Annotated in this window: 15 protein-coding genes; 10 read left to right on the forward strand and 5 right to left on the reverse strand. The window is 63.2% G+C overall.

The window, feature by feature from the left end; all coding sequences use genetic code 11:
• From livM to FJ443_RS04025, 9 genes are all read left to right on the forward strand, one after another.
• Positions 1-1599: a high-affinity branched-chain amino acid ABC transporter permease LivM gene (gene livM / locus FJ443_RS03985; protein WP_140493070.1), complete on the forward strand. Its 1599-nt coding sequence runs from the start codon at positions 1-3 to the stop codon at positions 1597-1599.
• Positions 1599-3101 (forward strand): ATP-binding cassette domain-containing protein, encoded by a 1503-nt coding sequence (locus FJ443_RS03990; RefSeq protein ID WP_140493073.1) that lies wholly within the window; start codon positions 1599-1601, stop codon positions 3099-3101. The genes livM and FJ443_RS03990 overlap by 1 nt, the downstream gene beginning before the upstream one ends.
• Positions 3101-3829, forward strand: coding sequence for an ABC transporter ATP-binding protein (locus FJ443_RS03995; RefSeq protein ID WP_140493077.1), 729 nt, complete (start codon positions 3101-3103; stop codon positions 3827-3829). The genes FJ443_RS03990 and FJ443_RS03995 overlap by 1 nt, the downstream gene beginning before the upstream one ends.
• Positions 3830-3846: 17 nt before the next feature.
• Complete coding sequence (locus tag FJ443_RS04000) at positions 3847-4194, forward strand: DUF6867 family protein (protein ID WP_140493080.1); 348 nt, start codon at positions 3847-3849, stop codon at positions 4192-4194.
• Positions 4195-4331: 137 nt separating this feature from the next.
• Positions 4332-5450, forward strand: coding sequence for a branched-chain amino acid ABC transporter substrate-binding protein (locus FJ443_RS04005; protein WP_140493083.1), 1119 nt, complete (start codon positions 4332-4334; stop codon positions 5448-5450).
• Between the two features lie 273 nt (positions 5451-5723).
• On the forward strand, positions 5724-9182 hold the full coding sequence (pyc, locus tag FJ443_RS04010; protein ID WP_140662842.1) for a pyruvate carboxylase: 3459 nt from the start codon (positions 5724-5726) through the stop codon (positions 9180-9182).
• Between the two features lie 167 nt (positions 9183-9349).
• Complete coding sequence (locus FJ443_RS04015) at positions 9350-9610, forward strand: DUF2312 domain-containing protein (RefSeq protein ID WP_140493089.1); 261 nt, start codon at positions 9350-9352, stop codon at positions 9608-9610.
• A gap of 32 nt (positions 9611-9642) precedes the next feature.
• Entirely contained in the window at positions 9643-10083 is a 441-nt protein-coding gene (locus tag FJ443_RS04020; protein WP_140662844.1) for a hypothetical protein, read from the forward strand.
• A 7-nt stretch (positions 10084-10090) separates the two neighbouring features.
• On the forward strand, positions 10091-10402 hold the full coding sequence (locus FJ443_RS04025) for a hypothetical protein (protein ID WP_224655908.1): 312 nt from the start codon (positions 10091-10093) through the stop codon (positions 10400-10402).
• 63 nt (positions 10403-10465) lie between these two features.
• Here FJ443_RS04025 and msrB read toward each other — a convergent pair whose 3' ends face one another.
• The 5 genes from msrB to FJ443_RS04050 form a co-directional block, all read right to left on the reverse strand.
• Complete coding sequence (msrB, locus tag FJ443_RS04030; RefSeq protein ID WP_140662846.1) at positions 10466-10867, reverse strand: peptide-methionine (R)-S-oxide reductase MsrB; 402 nt, start codon at positions 10865-10867, stop codon at positions 10466-10468.
• 113 nt (positions 10868-10980) lie between these two features.
• Complete coding sequence (locus FJ443_RS04035; protein ID WP_140662848.1) at positions 10981-11778, reverse strand: MBL fold metallo-hydrolase; 798 nt, start codon at positions 11776-11778, stop codon at positions 10981-10983.
• Between the two features lie 24 nt (positions 11779-11802).
• Positions 11803-12993, reverse strand: coding sequence for a VWA domain-containing protein (locus FJ443_RS04040; protein ID WP_140662850.1), 1191 nt, complete (start codon positions 12991-12993; stop codon positions 11803-11805).
• 7 nt (positions 12994-13000) lie between these two features.
• Positions 13001-13447: a GNAT family N-acetyltransferase gene (locus tag FJ443_RS04045; RefSeq protein ID WP_140517536.1), complete on the reverse strand. Its 447-nt coding sequence runs from the start codon at positions 13445-13447 to the stop codon at positions 13001-13003.
• A gap of 65 nt (positions 13448-13512) precedes the next feature.
• Positions 13513-14376, reverse strand: a complete 864-nt coding sequence (locus FJ443_RS04050; protein ID WP_140517537.1) for a LysR family transcriptional regulator — start codon at positions 14374-14376, stop codon at positions 13513-13515.
• A gap of 143 nt (positions 14377-14519) precedes the next feature.
• Here FJ443_RS04050 and FJ443_RS04055 point away from each other — a divergent pair, with 143 nt between their 5' ends.
• Complete coding sequence (locus tag FJ443_RS04055) at positions 14520-16082, forward strand: MFS transporter (RefSeq protein ID WP_246671771.1); 1563 nt, start codon at positions 14520-14522, stop codon at positions 16080-16082.
• Positions 16083-16106 lie beyond the last annotated feature (24 nt).

Genomic DNA, 16106 nt, shown 5'->3' on the forward strand with positions numbered 1-16106 from the left:
ATGGCCGTCACCGTATCTCCCGAGCGCGACACCGTCGCAGCCACGCCCATGCAGCGCGCCTTGCGCGAGGCCTTCTATGCCGGTGCCATCGCGCTCGGCCTGTTCGTGCTGTTTATCGGGCTCAAGACCGACCAGAACATCTCAAACGAGCTGATCCTGGTGCAGCGCTGGGGGTTGCTCGCCGCAGTGGTCATCGCCACCGCCGTCGGCCGCTTCCTCTATGTCGCCTACGGCCAGCCCTTTTTGGCCAACCAGAAGATCGCCGACGTCGCCACCGGCTTGCTGCCGGCCAGCGTGGCGTCGCGCTTCTTCCTCTTTCCAGCCTTCATCGTGGCCGTCATCGTCGCGGCGCTGCTGTTCGTCTTCAGCAGGTCTCTCGCCGGCTGGGTAGGGGCGGAGCCGGCCGGCTATCTGCAATTCCTGCGCGCCCTTGCGGTCATCTACGCGCTGGCCTGCGTGATCTACTATTTCCGCGGCTTCATCCATGCCAACTTCACAAAACTCGGCATCGCCGCACTGGTGCTCTATCCGATCATTGTCGTGGGCATGCTGTCGCTGATGTCGTGGTCGCTCGTCGGCGGGCTGCAAGGGTCGCTGAAATGGGTCGATAATTTCGGTATCCAGATCCTGATCTATGTCATGCTGGCCTGGGGGCTGAACATCGTCGTCGGTCTGGCCGGCCTGCTCGACCTCGGCTATGTCGCCTTCTATGCGGTCGGCGCCTATGCCTATGCGCTGCTCGGCACGCATTACGGCCTCTCCTTCTGGATCCTCCTGCCGGCCGCAGGCGCCATGGCCGCCTTCTGGGGCGTGCTGCTCGGCTTTCCGGTGCTGCGCCTGCGCGGCGACTACCTGGCCATCGTGACGCTTGCCTTCGGCGAGATCATCCGGCTGGTGATCATCAACTGGCGCGAGGTGACCAATGGCTCGGCCGGCATTTCCGGCATCCCGAAGGTCACCTTCTTCGGCCTGATGAGCTTCAACGTCTCGGATCCGAACTACATCGGCAAGGTGCTGAACATCGCCACATCGAGCGCCTATTACAAGATCTTCCTCTATTACCTCATCCTGGGGCTGGCGCTGCTCACCGCCTTCGTCACGGTCAGGCTGAGGCGCATGCCGGTCGGCCGCGCCTGGGAAGCCTTGCGCGAGGACGAGATCGCCTGCCGCTCGCTCGGCATCAACACCACGACCACCAAGCTGACCGCCTTTGCCACCGGCGCCATGTTCGGCGGTTTTGCCGGCTCGTTCTTCGCCGCCCGGCAAGGCTTCGTCAGCCCCGAATCCTTCGTCTTCCTGGAATCGGCCATCATCCTGGCCATCGTCGTGCTTGGCGGCATGGGATCACTGGTCGGCATTGCCGTCGCGGCTCTGGTCATGATCGGCGGCACCGAGGTGCTGCGCGAACTCGACTTCCTCAAGCAGGTCTTCGGACCCGACTTCACGCCGGAACTCTACCGTATGCTGCTGTTCGGCATGGCCATGGTGATCGTCATGCTGTGGAAGCCGCGCGGCTTTGTCGGCAGCCGTGAGCCGACCGCCTTCCTCAAGGTGCGAAGGGCTGTCTCCAGTTCCTTCACCAAGGAGGGGCACGGCTGATGAACGCGAACCCCTCCATGAACGACGCCATCCTGAACGTCGAACACCTGTCGATGAAGTTCGGCGGCCTGGTCGCGATCGGCGACCTGTCCTTCACCGCCAGGCGCGGCGAGATCACCGCGCTGATCGGGCCCAACGGCGCCGGCAAGACCACCGTGTTCAACTGCATCACCGGCTTCTACAAGCCGTCGGAAGGCATGATCACTCTCACCCGGCAGGACGGCTCGATCTACCTGCTCGAACGGCTGCCCAACCATGAGATCCCGGCGCGCGCCAAGGTGGCGCGCACCTTCCAGAACATCCGCCTGTTCTCGGGCATGACGGTGCTCGAGAACCTGCTCGTTGCCCAGCACAACAAGCTGATGAAGGCTTCGGGCTATACGGTGCTCGGCCTGTTCGGCTTCAGCGGTTACCGCAAGGCCTCGGCCGAATCCGTCGAACTTGCCAAGCACTGGCTTGAGAAAGCCGATCTGGTCGACCGCGCCGACGATCCGGCCGGCGACCTGCCCTATGGCGCGCAGCGGCGCCTCGAGATCGCGCGCGCCATGTGCACCGGCCCGGAGCTTTTGTGCCTCGACGAGCCCGCCGCCGGTCTCAATCCAAAGGAATCGGCCGCGCTCAACGACCTGCTGATGGACATCAAGAACAACACCGGCACCTCGATCCTGCTGATCGAGCACGACATGTCGGTGGTCATGCAGATCTCCGATCACGTCGTGGTTCTGGAATACGGCCGCAAGATCTCCGACGGCAATCCGCAGTCGGTGCGCACCGATCCGCGCGTCATCGCCGCCTATCTCGGCGTCGACGACGAGGAGGTCGAGACCGTGCTGACTGAAGTCGGCGACGAGGACGTCATCGAGCAACTCGATACCGGTCCCGATGCCGCGCATGGTCCGGGAACATCGTCGTCCTATCTCGCCGGCCCGGTGAGCGACACGGTCGGCCACAGCGAAGGCGAGCGCATCACGGTGTCGAAGGGCGCCTCGAAGGCGGCGCAGGTCGATGCGCGGGCGGCGAGCGTTGCGGCCAAGGCTGTCGCGCCAGCACCTGCTTCGCGGACCAAGCCGGCGGCGAAGCCGGCCACCAAGGCGAGTGTCAAGACAGGGGCCAAGACGCCGGCCGCGAAGGCCGCGGGCATCTCGAACCGCCTCACGGCGCCCCGCGGCGGCAAAGCCGACAATCTCACCCGCATCAAGGGGATCGGCGCGGTCAACGAGAAGAAGCTCAACGAACACGGCATCTTCCACTTCGACCAGATCGGCGCCTGGAAGAAGGCCGATGTCGAGGCCGTCGAAGCGTATCTCGCCTTTGACGGACGCATCGCCCGCGAAGAATGGGTCAAGCAGGCCAGGCTGCTTAGCCAGGGCAAGGACACGGAATTCTCGCGCCGCGTCGACGCCGGCAAGGTGGCGACGAGCCATGCTTCCGGTAAGCAGGCAGCAAAGCCCGCGACAGGAGCGGGCAAGCCCGTTCGGGCCAAGCGCGGAGGGGGCAAGTGATGGCCGGGAAGACGCTGCTCGATATCAAGGGCGTGCAGACCTATTACGGCAACATCCGTGCGCTGAACGGCGTCGACGTCACCGTCAACGAGGGCGAGATCGTGGCGCTGATCGGCGCCAACGGCGCCGGCAAATCGACGCTGATGATGACCATTTTTGGAGCGCCGCGCGCCCGCGCGGGCACCATCACCTTCGCCGGCGCCGACATCACCCAATTGCCGACGCACGAGATCGCGCGCTTGCGCATTGCCCAGTCGCCGGAAGGCCGGCGCATCTTCCCGCGCATGACGGTGATGGAAAATCTGCAGATGGGCGCCAGCCTCGACAACCTCAAGCACTATGACGAGGACGTCGAGAAGGTGTTCGCACTGTTCCCGCGCCTGAAGGAGCGCATCGCCCAGCGCGGCGGCACGCTGTCGGGCGGCGAGCAGCAGATGCTGTCGATCGGGCGCGCGCTGATGGCGCGGCCGAAGCTGCTTCTGCTCGACGAGCCGTCGCTCGGTCTTGCGCCGCTGATCGTCAAACAGATCTTCGATGCCATTCGCGAGCTGAACCGCACGCAGGGGCTGACCGTGTTCCTGGTCGAGCAGAACGCCTTCGGCGCGCTGAAGCTGGCGACGCGCGGCTATGTCATGGTCAACGGCAATGTGACCATGAGCGGCACCGGCAAGGAACTGCTCGCCAATCCGGAAGTGCGCGCCGCCTATCTCGAAGGCGGCCATCACTGAGTTCAGGAGTCCTTACCATGCAAGGCATTCTCTACGAGGAACCGTCCATCTGGCAGTTCTTCTTCGTCACCTGCCTGCTCGGCGGCTGGGCGGCATGGATGACCGGCAAGGCCAGTGCCCAGACCTGGCGCAGCTTCGTCCAGCTGTTCGCCTATCTGCTGGGTCTCGGCATCGGCATCCGCTTCATCCATCACGCGCTGTTCAACGGCACGATGTTCTCGCTGCATTACTATGTCGTCGACACCATCGTACTGATGATCCTCGGCTTCGTCGGCTATCAATACACACGAACCAACCAGATGGTGACACAGTATAATTGGCTCTACGAAAGAGCTTCAATCTTGAGCTGGAAACCGAAAGGTTGACGTTCATCATTAACGCCGTTTCGGGGATGAATCGGCGTGACAAGTGCCTGAAAATCGGCAAACTATGCTTTCTGCGATAAGGGTGGGCATCGCATGAAAGCTTCATCCACGCCCACTCCGTTAATGGGAGCGTTTAAATGAAAAAATCACTTTTGTCCGCCGTCGCCCTGACCGCGCTGATCGCGTTCAGCGGCAATGCGTGGGCTGATCTAATGGTCGGCGTTGCTGGCCCGATCACGGGTCCGAATGCCGCCTTCGGCGCACAGTTGCAGAAGGGCGCGGAGCAGGCGGTCGCCGACATCAATGCGGCGGGCGGCATCAACGGCGAGCAGATCAAGCTCGAAGTCGGCGACGACGTCTCCGATCCGAAGCAAGGCATCTCGGTCGCCAACAAGTTCGTCGGCGACGGAGTCAAGTTCGTGGTCGGCCACTTCAACTCGGGCGTCTCCATTCCGGCGTCGGAAGTCTACGCGGAAAACGGCATCGTCGAGATCACGCCTGCCGCGACCAACCCCCAGTTCACCGAGCGCGGCCTGTGGAACGTGTTCCGCACCTGCGGACGCGATGACCAGCAGGGCGGCATCGCCGGCGGTTATCTGGCGGCTAATTTCAAGGACGCCAAGATCGCCGTCGTGCACGACAAGACCACCTACGGCCAGGGCCTTGCCGACGAGACCAAGAAGGCTATGAACGCCAAGGGCGTGAAGGAAGTCATGTATGAAGGCGTCAATGTCGGCGACAAGGACTTCTCGGCGCTGATCGCCAAGATGAAGGAAGCCGGCGTCTCCATCATCTACTGGGGCGGCCTGCACACTGAAGCCGGCCTGATCATCCGCCAGGCGGCCGACCAGGGCCTCAAGGCGACGCTGGTTTCCGGCGACGGCATCGTGTCGAACGAACTGGCTTCGATCGCTGGCGACGCGGTCGCGGGCACACTCAACACGTTCGGCCCGGACCCTCGCCTGATTCCGGCCAACAAGGAACTGGTCGAGAAGTTCCGCGCGCAGGGCTTCGAGCCGGAGGCCTACACGCTCTACGCCTACGCGGCCATGCAGGCGATCGCCGAGGCAGCCACCTCTGCCAAATCCAACGACCCGCAGGAAGTTGCCAAGGCGCTGCATGAGAAGGGTCCGTTCAAGACCGTGCTCGGCGACCTCTCCTACGACGCCAAGGGTGACCCGACGCTGCCCGGCTACGTCATGTACGAGTGGAAGAAGGGCGACGACGGCAAGTACACCTACGTCCAGAAGATGTAAGCCTGTCCGAATTGACTTCACGGAATGCCCGGCGCCTCGCGCCGGGCATTTTCTTTTACGGAAGCAGCGATCGCGCGTTTATTATCTGGCAAAGATCCTCGTTTTGAGGACAGCGGCGGCTTTCCCTGATGTTCAGCCGTTTGGGGCCACGCTCAAGGCGAAGACTCGGGTTTAAATCGGTTTAAACGCGCGTCAAATTTTGTTTGCACTGCAGCATTTTCACGCTAATCATGGCGCCGCTTGCTCTTCCCTTCCGCTGCTGGAGCCCAATCCTTGGCCATCACGAAGATCCTCGTCGCCAACCGGTCCGAAATCGCCATCCGCGTGTTTCGCGCGGCCAATGAACTCGGCCTCAAAACGGTGGCGATCTGGGCCGAGGAGGACAAATATTCGTTGCATCGCTTCAAGGCCGACGAGAGCTACCAGGTCGGGCGCGGGCCGCATCTCAACAAGGACATGGGGCCGATCGAAAGCTATCTCTCGATCGAGGAGGTGATCCGCGTCGCCAGGCTGTCGGGCGCCGATGCGATCCACCCCGGTTACGGGCTGCTTTCGGAAAGCCCCGAATTCGCGGAGGCCTGCGCCGAAGCCGGGATCACCTTCATCGGGCCCAAGCCGGAGACGATGCGCCGGCTTGGCAACAAGGTCGCGGCGCGCAATCTGGCCATCGAGGTCGGCGTGCCTGTCATTCCCGCCACCGATCCGTTGCCGGACGACATGGAGGCGGTCAAGAAACTTGCCACGGAGATCGGCTATCCCCTGATGCTGAAGGCTTCGTGGGGCGGCGGCGGCCGCGGCATGCGCGCCATCCGTGCCGAGGCCGATCTCGCCCGCGAGGTCACCGAGGGCAAGCGCGAGGCGAAAGCCGCCTTCGGCAAGGACGAGGTCTATCTCGAAAAGCTGATCGAGCGCGCCCGCCATGTCGAAGTGCAGATCCTGGGCGATACCAGTGGCAATGCGGTGCATCTGTTCGAGCGCGACTGCTCGATCCAGCGCCGCAACCAGAAGGTCGTCGAGCGGGCGCCCGCGCCCTATCTCAGCGAGGAGCTGCGCCAGGAGCTGTGCGGCCATGCGCTGAAGATCGCGCGCGAAACCAGCTATATCGGCGCCGGCACGGTCGAGTTCCTGCAGGACGCCGACACCGGCAAGTTCTATTTCATCGAGGTCAATCCGCGCATCCAGGTCGAGCACACCGTCACCGAACAGGTGACGGGCATCGACATCGTCAAGGCGCAGATCCACATTCTCGACGGCTTCGCCATCGGCACGCCGGAATCGGGCGTTCCAGCACAAAAGGACATCAGGCTGAACGGCCACGCGCTGCAGTGCCGCATCACCACCGAGGATCCCGAGCACAATTTCATCCCGGACTATGGCCGCATCACCGCCTATCGTGGCGCCACCGGCTTCGGCATCCGCCTCGATGGCGGCACCGCCTATTCGGGCGCGGTCATTACCCGCTTCTATGACCCGTTGCTGGAAAAGGTGACCGCATGGGCGCCGACGCCGGCCGAGACCATCGCACGCATGAACCGGGCGCTGCGCGAATTCCGCATCCGCGGCGTGGCCACAAACCTGACTTTCCTCGAAGCGATCATCAATCACCCGAACTTCGCCGACAATTCCTACACGACCAAGTTCATCGACACGACGCCGGAGCTGTTCGAGCAGGTCAAGCGCCAGGACCGCGCCACGAAGCTGCTCAACTATCTTGCCGACGTCAGCGTCAACGGCCATCCCGAGACGCGCGGCCGGCCGCAGCCGAAAGCCGATGCCGCCGCACCCGTGGTGCCCTACCTCAACGGCAATGTGCCCGGCGGCAGCAAGCAGAAGCTTGACGTGCTCGGTCCGGAAAAATTCGCCGCCTGGATGCGCTCGCAAAAAGAGGTGCTGGTCACCGACACGACGATGCGCGACGGCCATCAATCCCTGCTGGCGACGCGTGTGCGCACGCACGATATCGCCGGCATAGCGGGCACCTATGCGCGTGCCCTGCCGCAGTTGCTTTCGCTTGAATGCTGGGGCGGCGCCACCTTCGACGTCGCCATGCGCTTCCTCACCGAGGATCCCTGGGAGCGGCTCTCGCTGGTACGCGAGGCGGCGCCCAACCTCCTGCTGCAGATGCTTCTGAGGGGCGCCAACGGCGTCGGCTACACCAACTATCCCGACAATGTCGTGCAGCATTTCGTCAAACAGGCGGCATCAGGCGGCATCGACCTGTTCCGGGTGTTCGACTGCCTGAACTGGGTCGAGAACATGCGCGTTGCCATGGACGCGGTCGGCGCCGAGGGCAAGCTGATCGAGGCGGCGATCTGCTACACCGGCGATATTCTCGATCCCGCGCGGGCGAAGTACGACCTGAAATATTATGTCGGGCTGGCGAAAGAGCTCGAGGCGGCCGGCGCCCATATCATAGCGGTCAAGGATATGGCCGGGCTGTTGAAGCCGAGCGCCGCGCGCGTGCTGTTCAGGGCGCTGCGCGAAGCGACAGACCTGCCCATCCATTTCCACACGCACGATACATCGGGGCTCTCAGCGGCAACGGTTCTGGCGGCGGTGGAGAGCGGCGTCGACGCCATCGACGCGGCGATGGATGCGTTCTCCGGCAATACCTCGCAGCCCTGCCTCGGCTCTATCGTCGAGGCGCTGAAGGGCACCGAGCGCGATCCCGGGCTCGACCCGCAATGGATCCGGAGGATCTCCTTCTACTGGGAAGCGGTGCGCAACCAGTATGCCGCCTTCGAAAGCGACCTCAAGGGGCCGGCGTCGGAAGTCTACCTGCACGAGATGCCGGGCGGACAGTTCACGAACCTCAAGGAACAGGCGCGTTCGCTTGGGCTGGAGACGCGCTGGCACGAGGTGGCGCAGACCTATCATGACGTCAATCTGATGTTCGGCGACATCGTCAAGGTGACCCCGTCGTCCAAGGTGGTCGGCGACATGGCGCTTATGATGGTCAGCCAGGACCTCACCGTCGCCGACGTCGAGAACCCGGCGAGGGATATCGCCTTCCCGGACTCGGTCGTCTCAATGCTGCGCGGCGATCTCGGCCAGTCGCCTGGCGGCTGGCCGCAGGCGCTGCAGAAGAAAGTGCTGAAGGGCGACAGGCCGATCACGGCGCGGCCGGGCTCGCTGCTCAAGCCGGCAGACCTCAAGGCCAGCCGCAAGGAGATCGAACGGAAGCTCGAGCGCAAGCTCAGCGAATACGAGTTCGCTTCCTGGCTGATGTATCCGAAGGTCTTCTCGGACTTCGCGGCCGCGCAGGAAACCTACGGTCCCGTCAGCGTGCTGCCGACGCCGACCTATTTCTACGGCATGAAGCCGGAAGACGAGGTGTTCGTCGACATCGAGAAAGGCAAGACGCTGGTCGTACGCTGCCAGGCGATCGGCGACGTGGACGACAAGGGCATGGTCACCGTGTTCTTCGAACTCAACGGCCAGCCGCGCCGCGTCAAGGTGCCCGACCGGGCACATGGCGCGTCCGCCGCGAAGGCAAGGCGCAAGGCCGAACCCGGCAACGAGGCGCATGTCGGCGCGCCGATGCCGGGCGTCGTCTCGGCGCTCGCGGTGGCCGCCGGCCAGGCGGTCAAGGCCGGCGACGTCCTGCTCTCCATCGAAGCGATGAAGATGGAAACGGCGCTGCATGCCGAGCGTGACGGCACGGTCGCCGAGGTGCTGGTCAAGGCCGGCGACCAGATCGATGCCAAGGACCTGCTGATTGCCTTCAATTGAGAGCTCGCAAGAGAGAGCCACAGACTGTCGGCTTCTGTCGGCAGCCCTGACGGCCTGTTCGATAACCGCTTGACCCGCGGTCCCCGGTCGGGCATCGAACCGCAGAAATTTGCGGCGGCACGGTTCCCCCGAGTCGCGGCGAAGCACCGATTTTTTTGGAGAAAAACATGGCCGACGATATCACAGAGACCAGCCAGACTGTTGCCGCCGGCCAGTTGCGTGCCTTCATCGAGCGCATCGAGCGGCTCGAGGAGGAGAAGAAGACCATTTCCGACGACATCAAGGAAGTGTTCGCCGAGGCCAAGGGCACCGGCTTCGACACCAAGGCGATGCGCGCGATCATCCGGCTGCGCAAGAAGGACCAGGCCGAGCGCCAGGAGGAGGAGTCCATCCTGGACCTCTACAAGGCCGCCCTCGGCATGGTGTAAGGCGAGGCATCTCGTGACGTCCGGGGTCGGCGATGAGTGAGTTCGACTTCGGTGGCCGAAGGGCCTCGGAGTTCCGCCAACGCGGCTTCTGGACGCTGTTTGCCGAGCGTCACCCGGAAGAAAGAACCCGGCTGGCGAGGCGAGGGCCCTGGTTCTGGCAGCGCGGGCTGCCGGAATTCGCGCTGGTGCTCTCCATGTATGTGGCGCCCAGCGAGAATGTGGTCGGCGTCTTCTTCGGCCGTAACGAGAAGCTTGGCGCAACCGACGTCTGGGTGCGCCTCAAGCCGTTTCAGCCGGCGATCGAGGAACGGCTGAAGCTCAGGCCGGAGCAGAGCGCACAAAACCTCGGCATCAATTCACAGTGGCGGGTCAACTGCTTTGCCGAGGACAATTGGCCGGCCATGTCCGACTGGCTGGTGACCGAATGCTCGCGTTTCGAGCGCGCCGTCATCGATGTTCTGGGGCAGGGATAGGTATCCGGTGTTGCCGGGGGTCGCCAGATCCTTCTTTCGCTCACGCTGGCTCGGCCAGGTGCGGCTCGACCGGCTGTTCTGGCGCGATATGGTGCTCGTCGGCACGGCGATCAACGTTGCATCGTCCGTGGCGGCGCTCATTCTGCTGGGGTTGAAGATGCCGCTCGGTCTTGTGCTGGCGGTGCATTTCGCGCCGGTGCCCTACAACATCTTCCTGACTTCGGCCGTCTGGCGGACGGCGGAGCGAACCGGTGGCGCCAAGGCCTCCCTTGCTATGCTGGGTTCGGCGCTCTGGCTGATCGCAACAGTCGTCGTCTGACAATGCTGCACGAAAAAGGGCGGCCGAGGCCGCCCTTCGCAGAAAACATTGGCGAGGCCTCGCTCAGGCCGGCTCGAATCTCAGCGCCACGCCGTTGATGCAGTAGCGCAGCCCGGTTGGCGGCGGGCCGTCCTCGAAGACGTGGCCGAGATGGCTGCCGCAGCGAGCGCAATGGCATTCCGTGCGGACCATGCCGTAGCTGCGGTCGGTCGTGGTCTCGATGGAACGGGGAACGGGGTCGTTGAAGCTCGGCCAGCCGGTGCCGCTCTCGAACTTCAGCTTGGATTCGAACAGCGGCTGGTCGCAGCCGACGCAAAAGAAGGTGCCGGCGCGCTTTTCGTGAAGCAGCGCACAGCTGCCCGGGCGTTCGGTGCCATGGTTGCGCATGACGGCATATTGCTCAGGCGTCAGCCGGGCGCGCCATTCGGCGTCGGTGCGGGTGACAGGATAGGTGTGGGTGTCCATGCAGAAAACTCCTCGGCCTTGACGGCTCATTGTTGATTGCACTCTCTATTCGCAACAAGATAGGCGTTTGTTACGAGATTTGCCCGCATTTTCGAGCGTGCCGTCTGCAATCCTCACGCGATCGCCGTGAGATAGCGCGCAACGGAGGCCGCCAGCGCCTGTTTCGCGCCACCGATAACGTTCTGGTTCCACCACGCGCCGTAGATGTCATCGAATGTGAAAGGCTCCAGCGCGGCCGCGATGCGGCGCACGGCGGCCGCATTGAGCGGGATGTAGTTGGGATAGCTGTACATGAAGCTGACGTGGCGGCGGGTCGGCGTCACCTGCAAGATATCGCCGGCCAGGAGAGCATTGCCGCCTTCGCGCTTCCAGTGCAGCACCTGGCCGCCAGCAAAGTGGCCGCCGCAGCGGATGAGCGTCAACGCCGGGTTCAGGTCCAGTGTCTCGCCTTGCCAACTGACGATCGACGGGTGCGGCCGCATGATCCACTGCCGGTCGTCGTCATGGAGATAGATCGGCACGCCGCCAAACGCCTCGCTCCATTCGACCATCACCGAATAGTAGTGGCAGTGCGAGATGGCGATCGCGGCGAGACCGCCGCGGCGCTTGATCTCGGCCACCCCCTCGTCGGTCACAAGCGAGATACAGTCCCACAGAACGTTGCCGTGCCGCGTCTGCGCCAGCAGCGCCCGTTGACCGATGGCGAAGCGCGGCTCGATGCCGAAGGCGAGCACGCCGGCATCGTCCTTCATCACAAGCCGATGCCCTGCGGCGAGCTCTTCCGGTGTGATCCAGGCCTGGCCTTCCCAGCGCACGTATTGTCGCTCGTCCTCGCAGATCGGGCAATGCCGAGGGGGCGCTTTGCTCTGCGCGAACTGGACGCCGCATTGCAGGCAGAGGAAACAGGTCATGGAACCTCCCGTCATTGCGCCGGCTCAATGCTTGCGCGACAATTGCCTGGTGGCGCCTTCCAACCCGGCCAGCGTCAGCGGAAACATGCGGCCGCCGAACATGTCGCGGATCATAGCGATCGAATGGGTGAAACCCCAGTTCTTCTGGCTCTCGGGGTTCAGCCATACCGCGTTCGGCCACTGCCGCAGCAGACGGCCGAGCCAGACGGCGCCCGCCTCCGGATTCCAGTGCTCGACCGAGCCGCCGGGATGCGCGATCTCGTAGGGGCTCATCGAGGCATCGCCGACCACGATCACTTTGTAGTCAGGTCCATATTTGTGGAGGAGGTCGAAGGTCGGGATCGTCTCGGCATGGCGGCGGCGATTGTCCTTCCACACGCCCTCGTAGAGGCAGTTGTGGAAATAAAAATATTCGAGCTGGCGGAATTCGGCGCGGGCGGCCGAGAACAATTCCTCGACGCTTCTGATGTGGTCGTCCATCGAGCCGCCGACATCGAAGAACATCAAAAGCTTCACCGCGTTGCGCCGCTCTGGCCGCGTCTTGACGTCGAGATAACCGTGCTCGGCGGTGGCGTGGATGGTGCCGGGCAGGTCGAACTCCTCCTCGGCGCCTTCACGCACCCAGCGGCGCAGCCGCTTCAGCGCGATCTTGATGTTGCGGGTGCCGAGCTCGACGGCGTCGTCGAAATTCCCGAACTCGCGCCTGTCCCAGACCTTCACGGCCCGGCGGTTGCGGCTCTCATGCTGGCCGATGCGCACGCCTTCGGGATTGTAGCCATAAGCGCCGAAAGGCGAGGTGCCGCCAGTGCCGATCCATTTCGAGCCGCCTTGGTGGCGGCCTTTCTGTTCCTCGAGCCGCTGCTTCAGCGTCTCCATCAGCTTCTCGAAACCGCCGAGCGCCGCGACCAGCTTTTTCTCCTCCTCGGTCAGGTGCTTTTCGGCCAGCCGGCGCAGCCATTCCTCGGGGATATCAGCGACGTTGACGGCATTCGGACCGCTGAGCGCCTCCACACCCTTGAAGATATGCGCGAACACCTGGTCGAAGCGGTCGATATGGCGTTCGTCCTTCACCAGCGCGGCGCGAGCGAGGTAGTAAAAACCTTCGACGTCGTAGTCGACCAGCCCGGCTTCCAACCCCTCCAGCAGCAACAGGTATTCCCTGAGCGAAACGGGAACGCGCGCTGCCTTCAGTTCGAGGAACAAGGGGATGAACATTTTCTATCTATAGAAGATCATATTCGATGAAGCCGGTGCGGCGCGCGACATAGTCATAGAGCTTGCGCGCCGTGGTGTTGGTTTCGTGCGTCATCCAGTAGACGTTCCTGACGCCGATCTTGCCGGCTTCCTGCTTCACGGCTTCGATCAGCGCAGCGCCAATCCCCTTGCCGCGCACTTCGGGGTCGGCGAACAGATCCTGCAAGTAGCAGTTGTTCTTCTCGGACCAGCAAGAGCGATGGTACAGGTAATGGGTGAGGCCGACAGCCTTGCCGTCGAGGACGGCGATAAAGCCCTTCGGTTCGAACTCGCCTTGCGTGAACAGGCGCTTCCAGGTGACCTCGTAGACCTCTTGGGGCAGCTTCGTCTCGTAGAAAGCAAGGTAAGCGGTCCAAAGCCGGCGCCAGTCGGCGTGGTCGGATTCTGTGAGCGGGCGGATAGTGATCTCGGCCATTTCGTTCCCTCTGAAGTCTGGAACCCAATCCATACCAACAGAATCGGGATCAGGAACACCCTTGCCTATCCCGCCGGCGAATTATACTCGCGAAAAGCGGTCGCGAGCATGTGCAGCGCCTCTCGTGCCCTTGGCGCCAAGCCGTGCGAATGCAAAACGATCTCGGAAGGGGGAATTGGCGGCAGGCCGAGTTTGCGGCCCACCTCGACCAGGCCGGGCGGCGCGACACGGTAGGCGAGCGCAGCGACGGCGAAGCCGGCCGACACCGCGATATTGACGGCTGCGCCGCCGCCGCCCACGAAAGCCTCGTTCCAGGCAATGCCTGCCTTATCCAGCGTCTCGACAGCTCTCACGCGGTCAGGGCAATTGCATACGGTGCTTAGCAGCGCCAGGCGCAATGGCGTTCCCGGCCGCCATTCGAAGGCCGGGGCGGCGAACCAGCCATATTGAGTGCGCGACAAGGCTTCGCCGCGGCGGCTGTCGTCTTCCTGATGGACAATCACCGCATCGAGCTCACCGCGATCGAAAGCCTCCTCCAGCATGGAGCTCGTATCGATCCTGATGTTGAGCGCGAGCGACGGATCATGGGCATGCAACTGGGCTATCAATATGGACAGCTCAGGCCCGGCGACGTGATCGACAAAGCCGAGAGCAAGCCGACACGGCGCGTCGGAAAATTCCGTAACGGCTCGTTCGTGGGCGGCAAGGAATTCACGCGCCGCCGGGAGAAAAGCCGCTCCCCTTGCCGAGAGGGCCACGCGGCGCGGCGTTCGTTCGATCAGACGCGCGCCGAGCTTCTCTTCCAGCCGACGCAGCTTAACGCTGATCGTCGCCTGGGTGCTGCCCAGCGCGGCAGCCGCACGCGTGAAGCTCTGCAGGTCGGCCACCATGACGAAGGTCCGCACGGCATCGACGTCAAGACTGGTCATCTCTAATCATTCCATTTTGTCATTTCTGAAATAGAAACGCATAGTCTTTTTTCATGATGGGGGGTCATTTAAGTCATGTCGACCGCTGTGTGAAGAGCGACGCTCGCAGCCACTTCCGAATGCTCCGACTGAAAGTGACCGACATGACGTTTCCAATCGACCGAAACACCGTTGCTCTTGCGGGGGTCTGCCTCGCCTCGCTGCTGTTCGGCCTCGAAATCTCCAGCGTCCCGGTGATCCTGCCGAAACTGGAAACCGTGCTTGGCGCTGATTTCAAGGATCTGCAATGGATCATGAATGCCTACACCATTGCCTGTACCACGGTGTTGATGGCGACGGGGACATTGGCCGACCGTCTCGGCCGCAAACGCGTGATGGTGGGCACTACCGTCGCCTTTGGCCTCGCCTCCCTGCTATGCGGTCTCGCAACGAGCGCTCCGCTGCTGATCATCGCCCGGTTTCTTCAGGGCCTGGCGGGCGGAGCGATGTTTACCTGCAGCGTGGCGGTGTTGTCCCACCAGTTTCAAGACGGCAGTGAACGCGGCAAGGCCTTCGTCGCCTGGAGCGTCGTCTCGGGCATCGGGCTTGGCTTCGGCCCCGCCATTGGCGGATTGATTGTGACGCTGTCGAGTTGGCAATGGGTGTTCCTCATCCATGTGCCGCTTGGCGTTCTTGCCTTGGCTTTCATCGGCGCCGGTGTCACCGAATCGCGCGATCGCAACGCGCAGAAGCTTGACCGGGCCGGCATACTGACACTGTCGTTCGCGGTGTTCGGCTTCTCCTATCTGATCACGCAAGGGGCCGATCTGGGCGCTGGCGCGCGCATCGGCGTGGCAAGCGCGGCCGTGCTGGCCTTCGTCGCGTTCCTCGTAGCCGAGAAGATCAATCCCTATCCGATGTTCGATTTCTCCGTTTTCCGCATCCGCCAATTCTCGGGAGCGATCATGGGCGGCATCGGCATGAATTTCAGCTACTGGCCGTTCATCATCTATCTGCCGATCTATTTTTCGGGGGTCCTCGGTTACGACAGCACCACGACCGGGCTGTTGCTGCTCGTCTACACGCTCCCTTTCATGCTGATGCCGTCGATCGCCGAGCGCCTGCGGGCACGCTATCAGGCGCGGGTGGCGATCCCGCTCGGCTTGTTGACATTGGGGGTCGGTTTCATCGCCATGTGGATAGGTTCCGGGCTCGAGGGCAACTGGCTGACCATGCTGCCCGGCACGCTGATCGCCGGCATCGGCATCGGCCTGACCAATTCGCCGACCACCAACACCACGACCGGCTCGGTGTCACCCGATCGTGCCGGCATGGCGTCCGGCATCGATATCAGTGCGCGGCTGATCACCCTTGCCATCAACATCGCGGTGCTGGGACTGCTGCTGACGCAAGGGATCGTTTCTTATCTGCGCAACGCATTCGGCACGGCTATCGACCCGAACGAACTGCGCGCCCTGGCGGAGAAGATCGCAGCCGGCAATCTCGACGGCCTGGCGCAATACTCGCCCAAGCTTGCGACCCTCGATCCGACGGGCGCCATCGTTCATGCCTCCCTGGTCAACGGTTTTGGCTGGGTCATGCTCTATAGCGGGATCGGCGTTCTGGCTCTTGCCGTCATCAGCTTTGCTATCTTCGGTCCAAAACATGTCGCGCCGCAGCAGCGAAGCGGGCGTCCTGCGCAGGGTGCTGGCAAGGTGCGCTCCTAGCAATGCCTTGCGGCTCGGCCTCAG

Origin of the sequence: Mesorhizobium sp. B2-6-1, from assembly GCF_006440475.1 — a bacterium.
Classification (GTDB): domain Bacteria; phylum Pseudomonadota; class Alphaproteobacteria; order Rhizobiales; family Rhizobiaceae; genus Mesorhizobium.

Excerpts from the sequence above, each read along its gene's own strand:
- livM (WP_140493070.1), top strand. The coding sequence starts at position 1 with ATGGCCGTCACCGTATCTCCCGAGCGCGACACCGTCGCAGCCACGCCC.
- FJ443_RS03990 (WP_140493073.1), top strand. The coding sequence starts at position 1,599 with ATGAACGCGAACCCCTCCATGAACGACGCCATCCTGAACGTCGAACAC.
- FJ443_RS03995 (WP_140493077.1), top strand. The coding sequence starts at position 3,101 with ATGGCCGGGAAGACGCTGCTCGATATCAAGGGCGTGCAGACCTATTAC.
- FJ443_RS04000 (WP_140493080.1), top strand. The coding sequence starts at position 3,847 with ATGCAAGGCATTCTCTACGAGGAACCGTCCATCTGGCAGTTCTTCTTC.
- FJ443_RS04005 (WP_140493083.1), top strand. The coding sequence starts at position 4,332 with ATGAAAAAATCACTTTTGTCCGCCGTCGCCCTGACCGCGCTGATCGCG.
- FJ443_RS04015 (WP_140493089.1), top strand. The coding sequence starts at position 9,350 with ATGGCCGACGATATCACAGAGACCAGCCAGACTGTTGCCGCCGGCCAG.
- FJ443_RS04020 (WP_140662844.1), top strand. The coding sequence starts at position 9,643 with ATGAGTGAGTTCGACTTCGGTGGCCGAAGGGCCTCGGAGTTCCGCCAA.
- msrB (WP_140662846.1), bottom strand. The coding sequence starts at position 10,867 with ATGGACACCCACACCTATCCTGTCACCCGCACCGACGCCGAATGGCGC.
- FJ443_RS04035 (WP_140662848.1), bottom strand. The coding sequence starts at position 11,778 with ATGACCTGTTTCCTCTGCCTGCAATGCGGCGTCCAGTTCGCGCAGAGC.
- FJ443_RS04040 (WP_140662850.1), bottom strand. The coding sequence starts at position 12,993 with ATGTTCATCCCCTTGTTCCTCGAACTGAAGGCAGCGCGCGTTCCCGTT.
- FJ443_RS04045 (WP_140517536.1), bottom strand. The coding sequence starts at position 13,447 with ATGGCCGAGATCACTATCCGCCCGCTCACAGAATCCGACCACGCCGAC.
- FJ443_RS04050 (WP_140517537.1), bottom strand. The coding sequence starts at position 14,376 with ATGACCAGTCTTGACGTCGATGCCGTGCGGACCTTCGTCATGGTGGCC.
- FJ443_RS04055 (WP_246671771.1), top strand. The coding sequence starts at position 14,520 with ATGACGTTTCCAATCGACCGAAACACCGTTGCTCTTGCGGGGGTCTGC.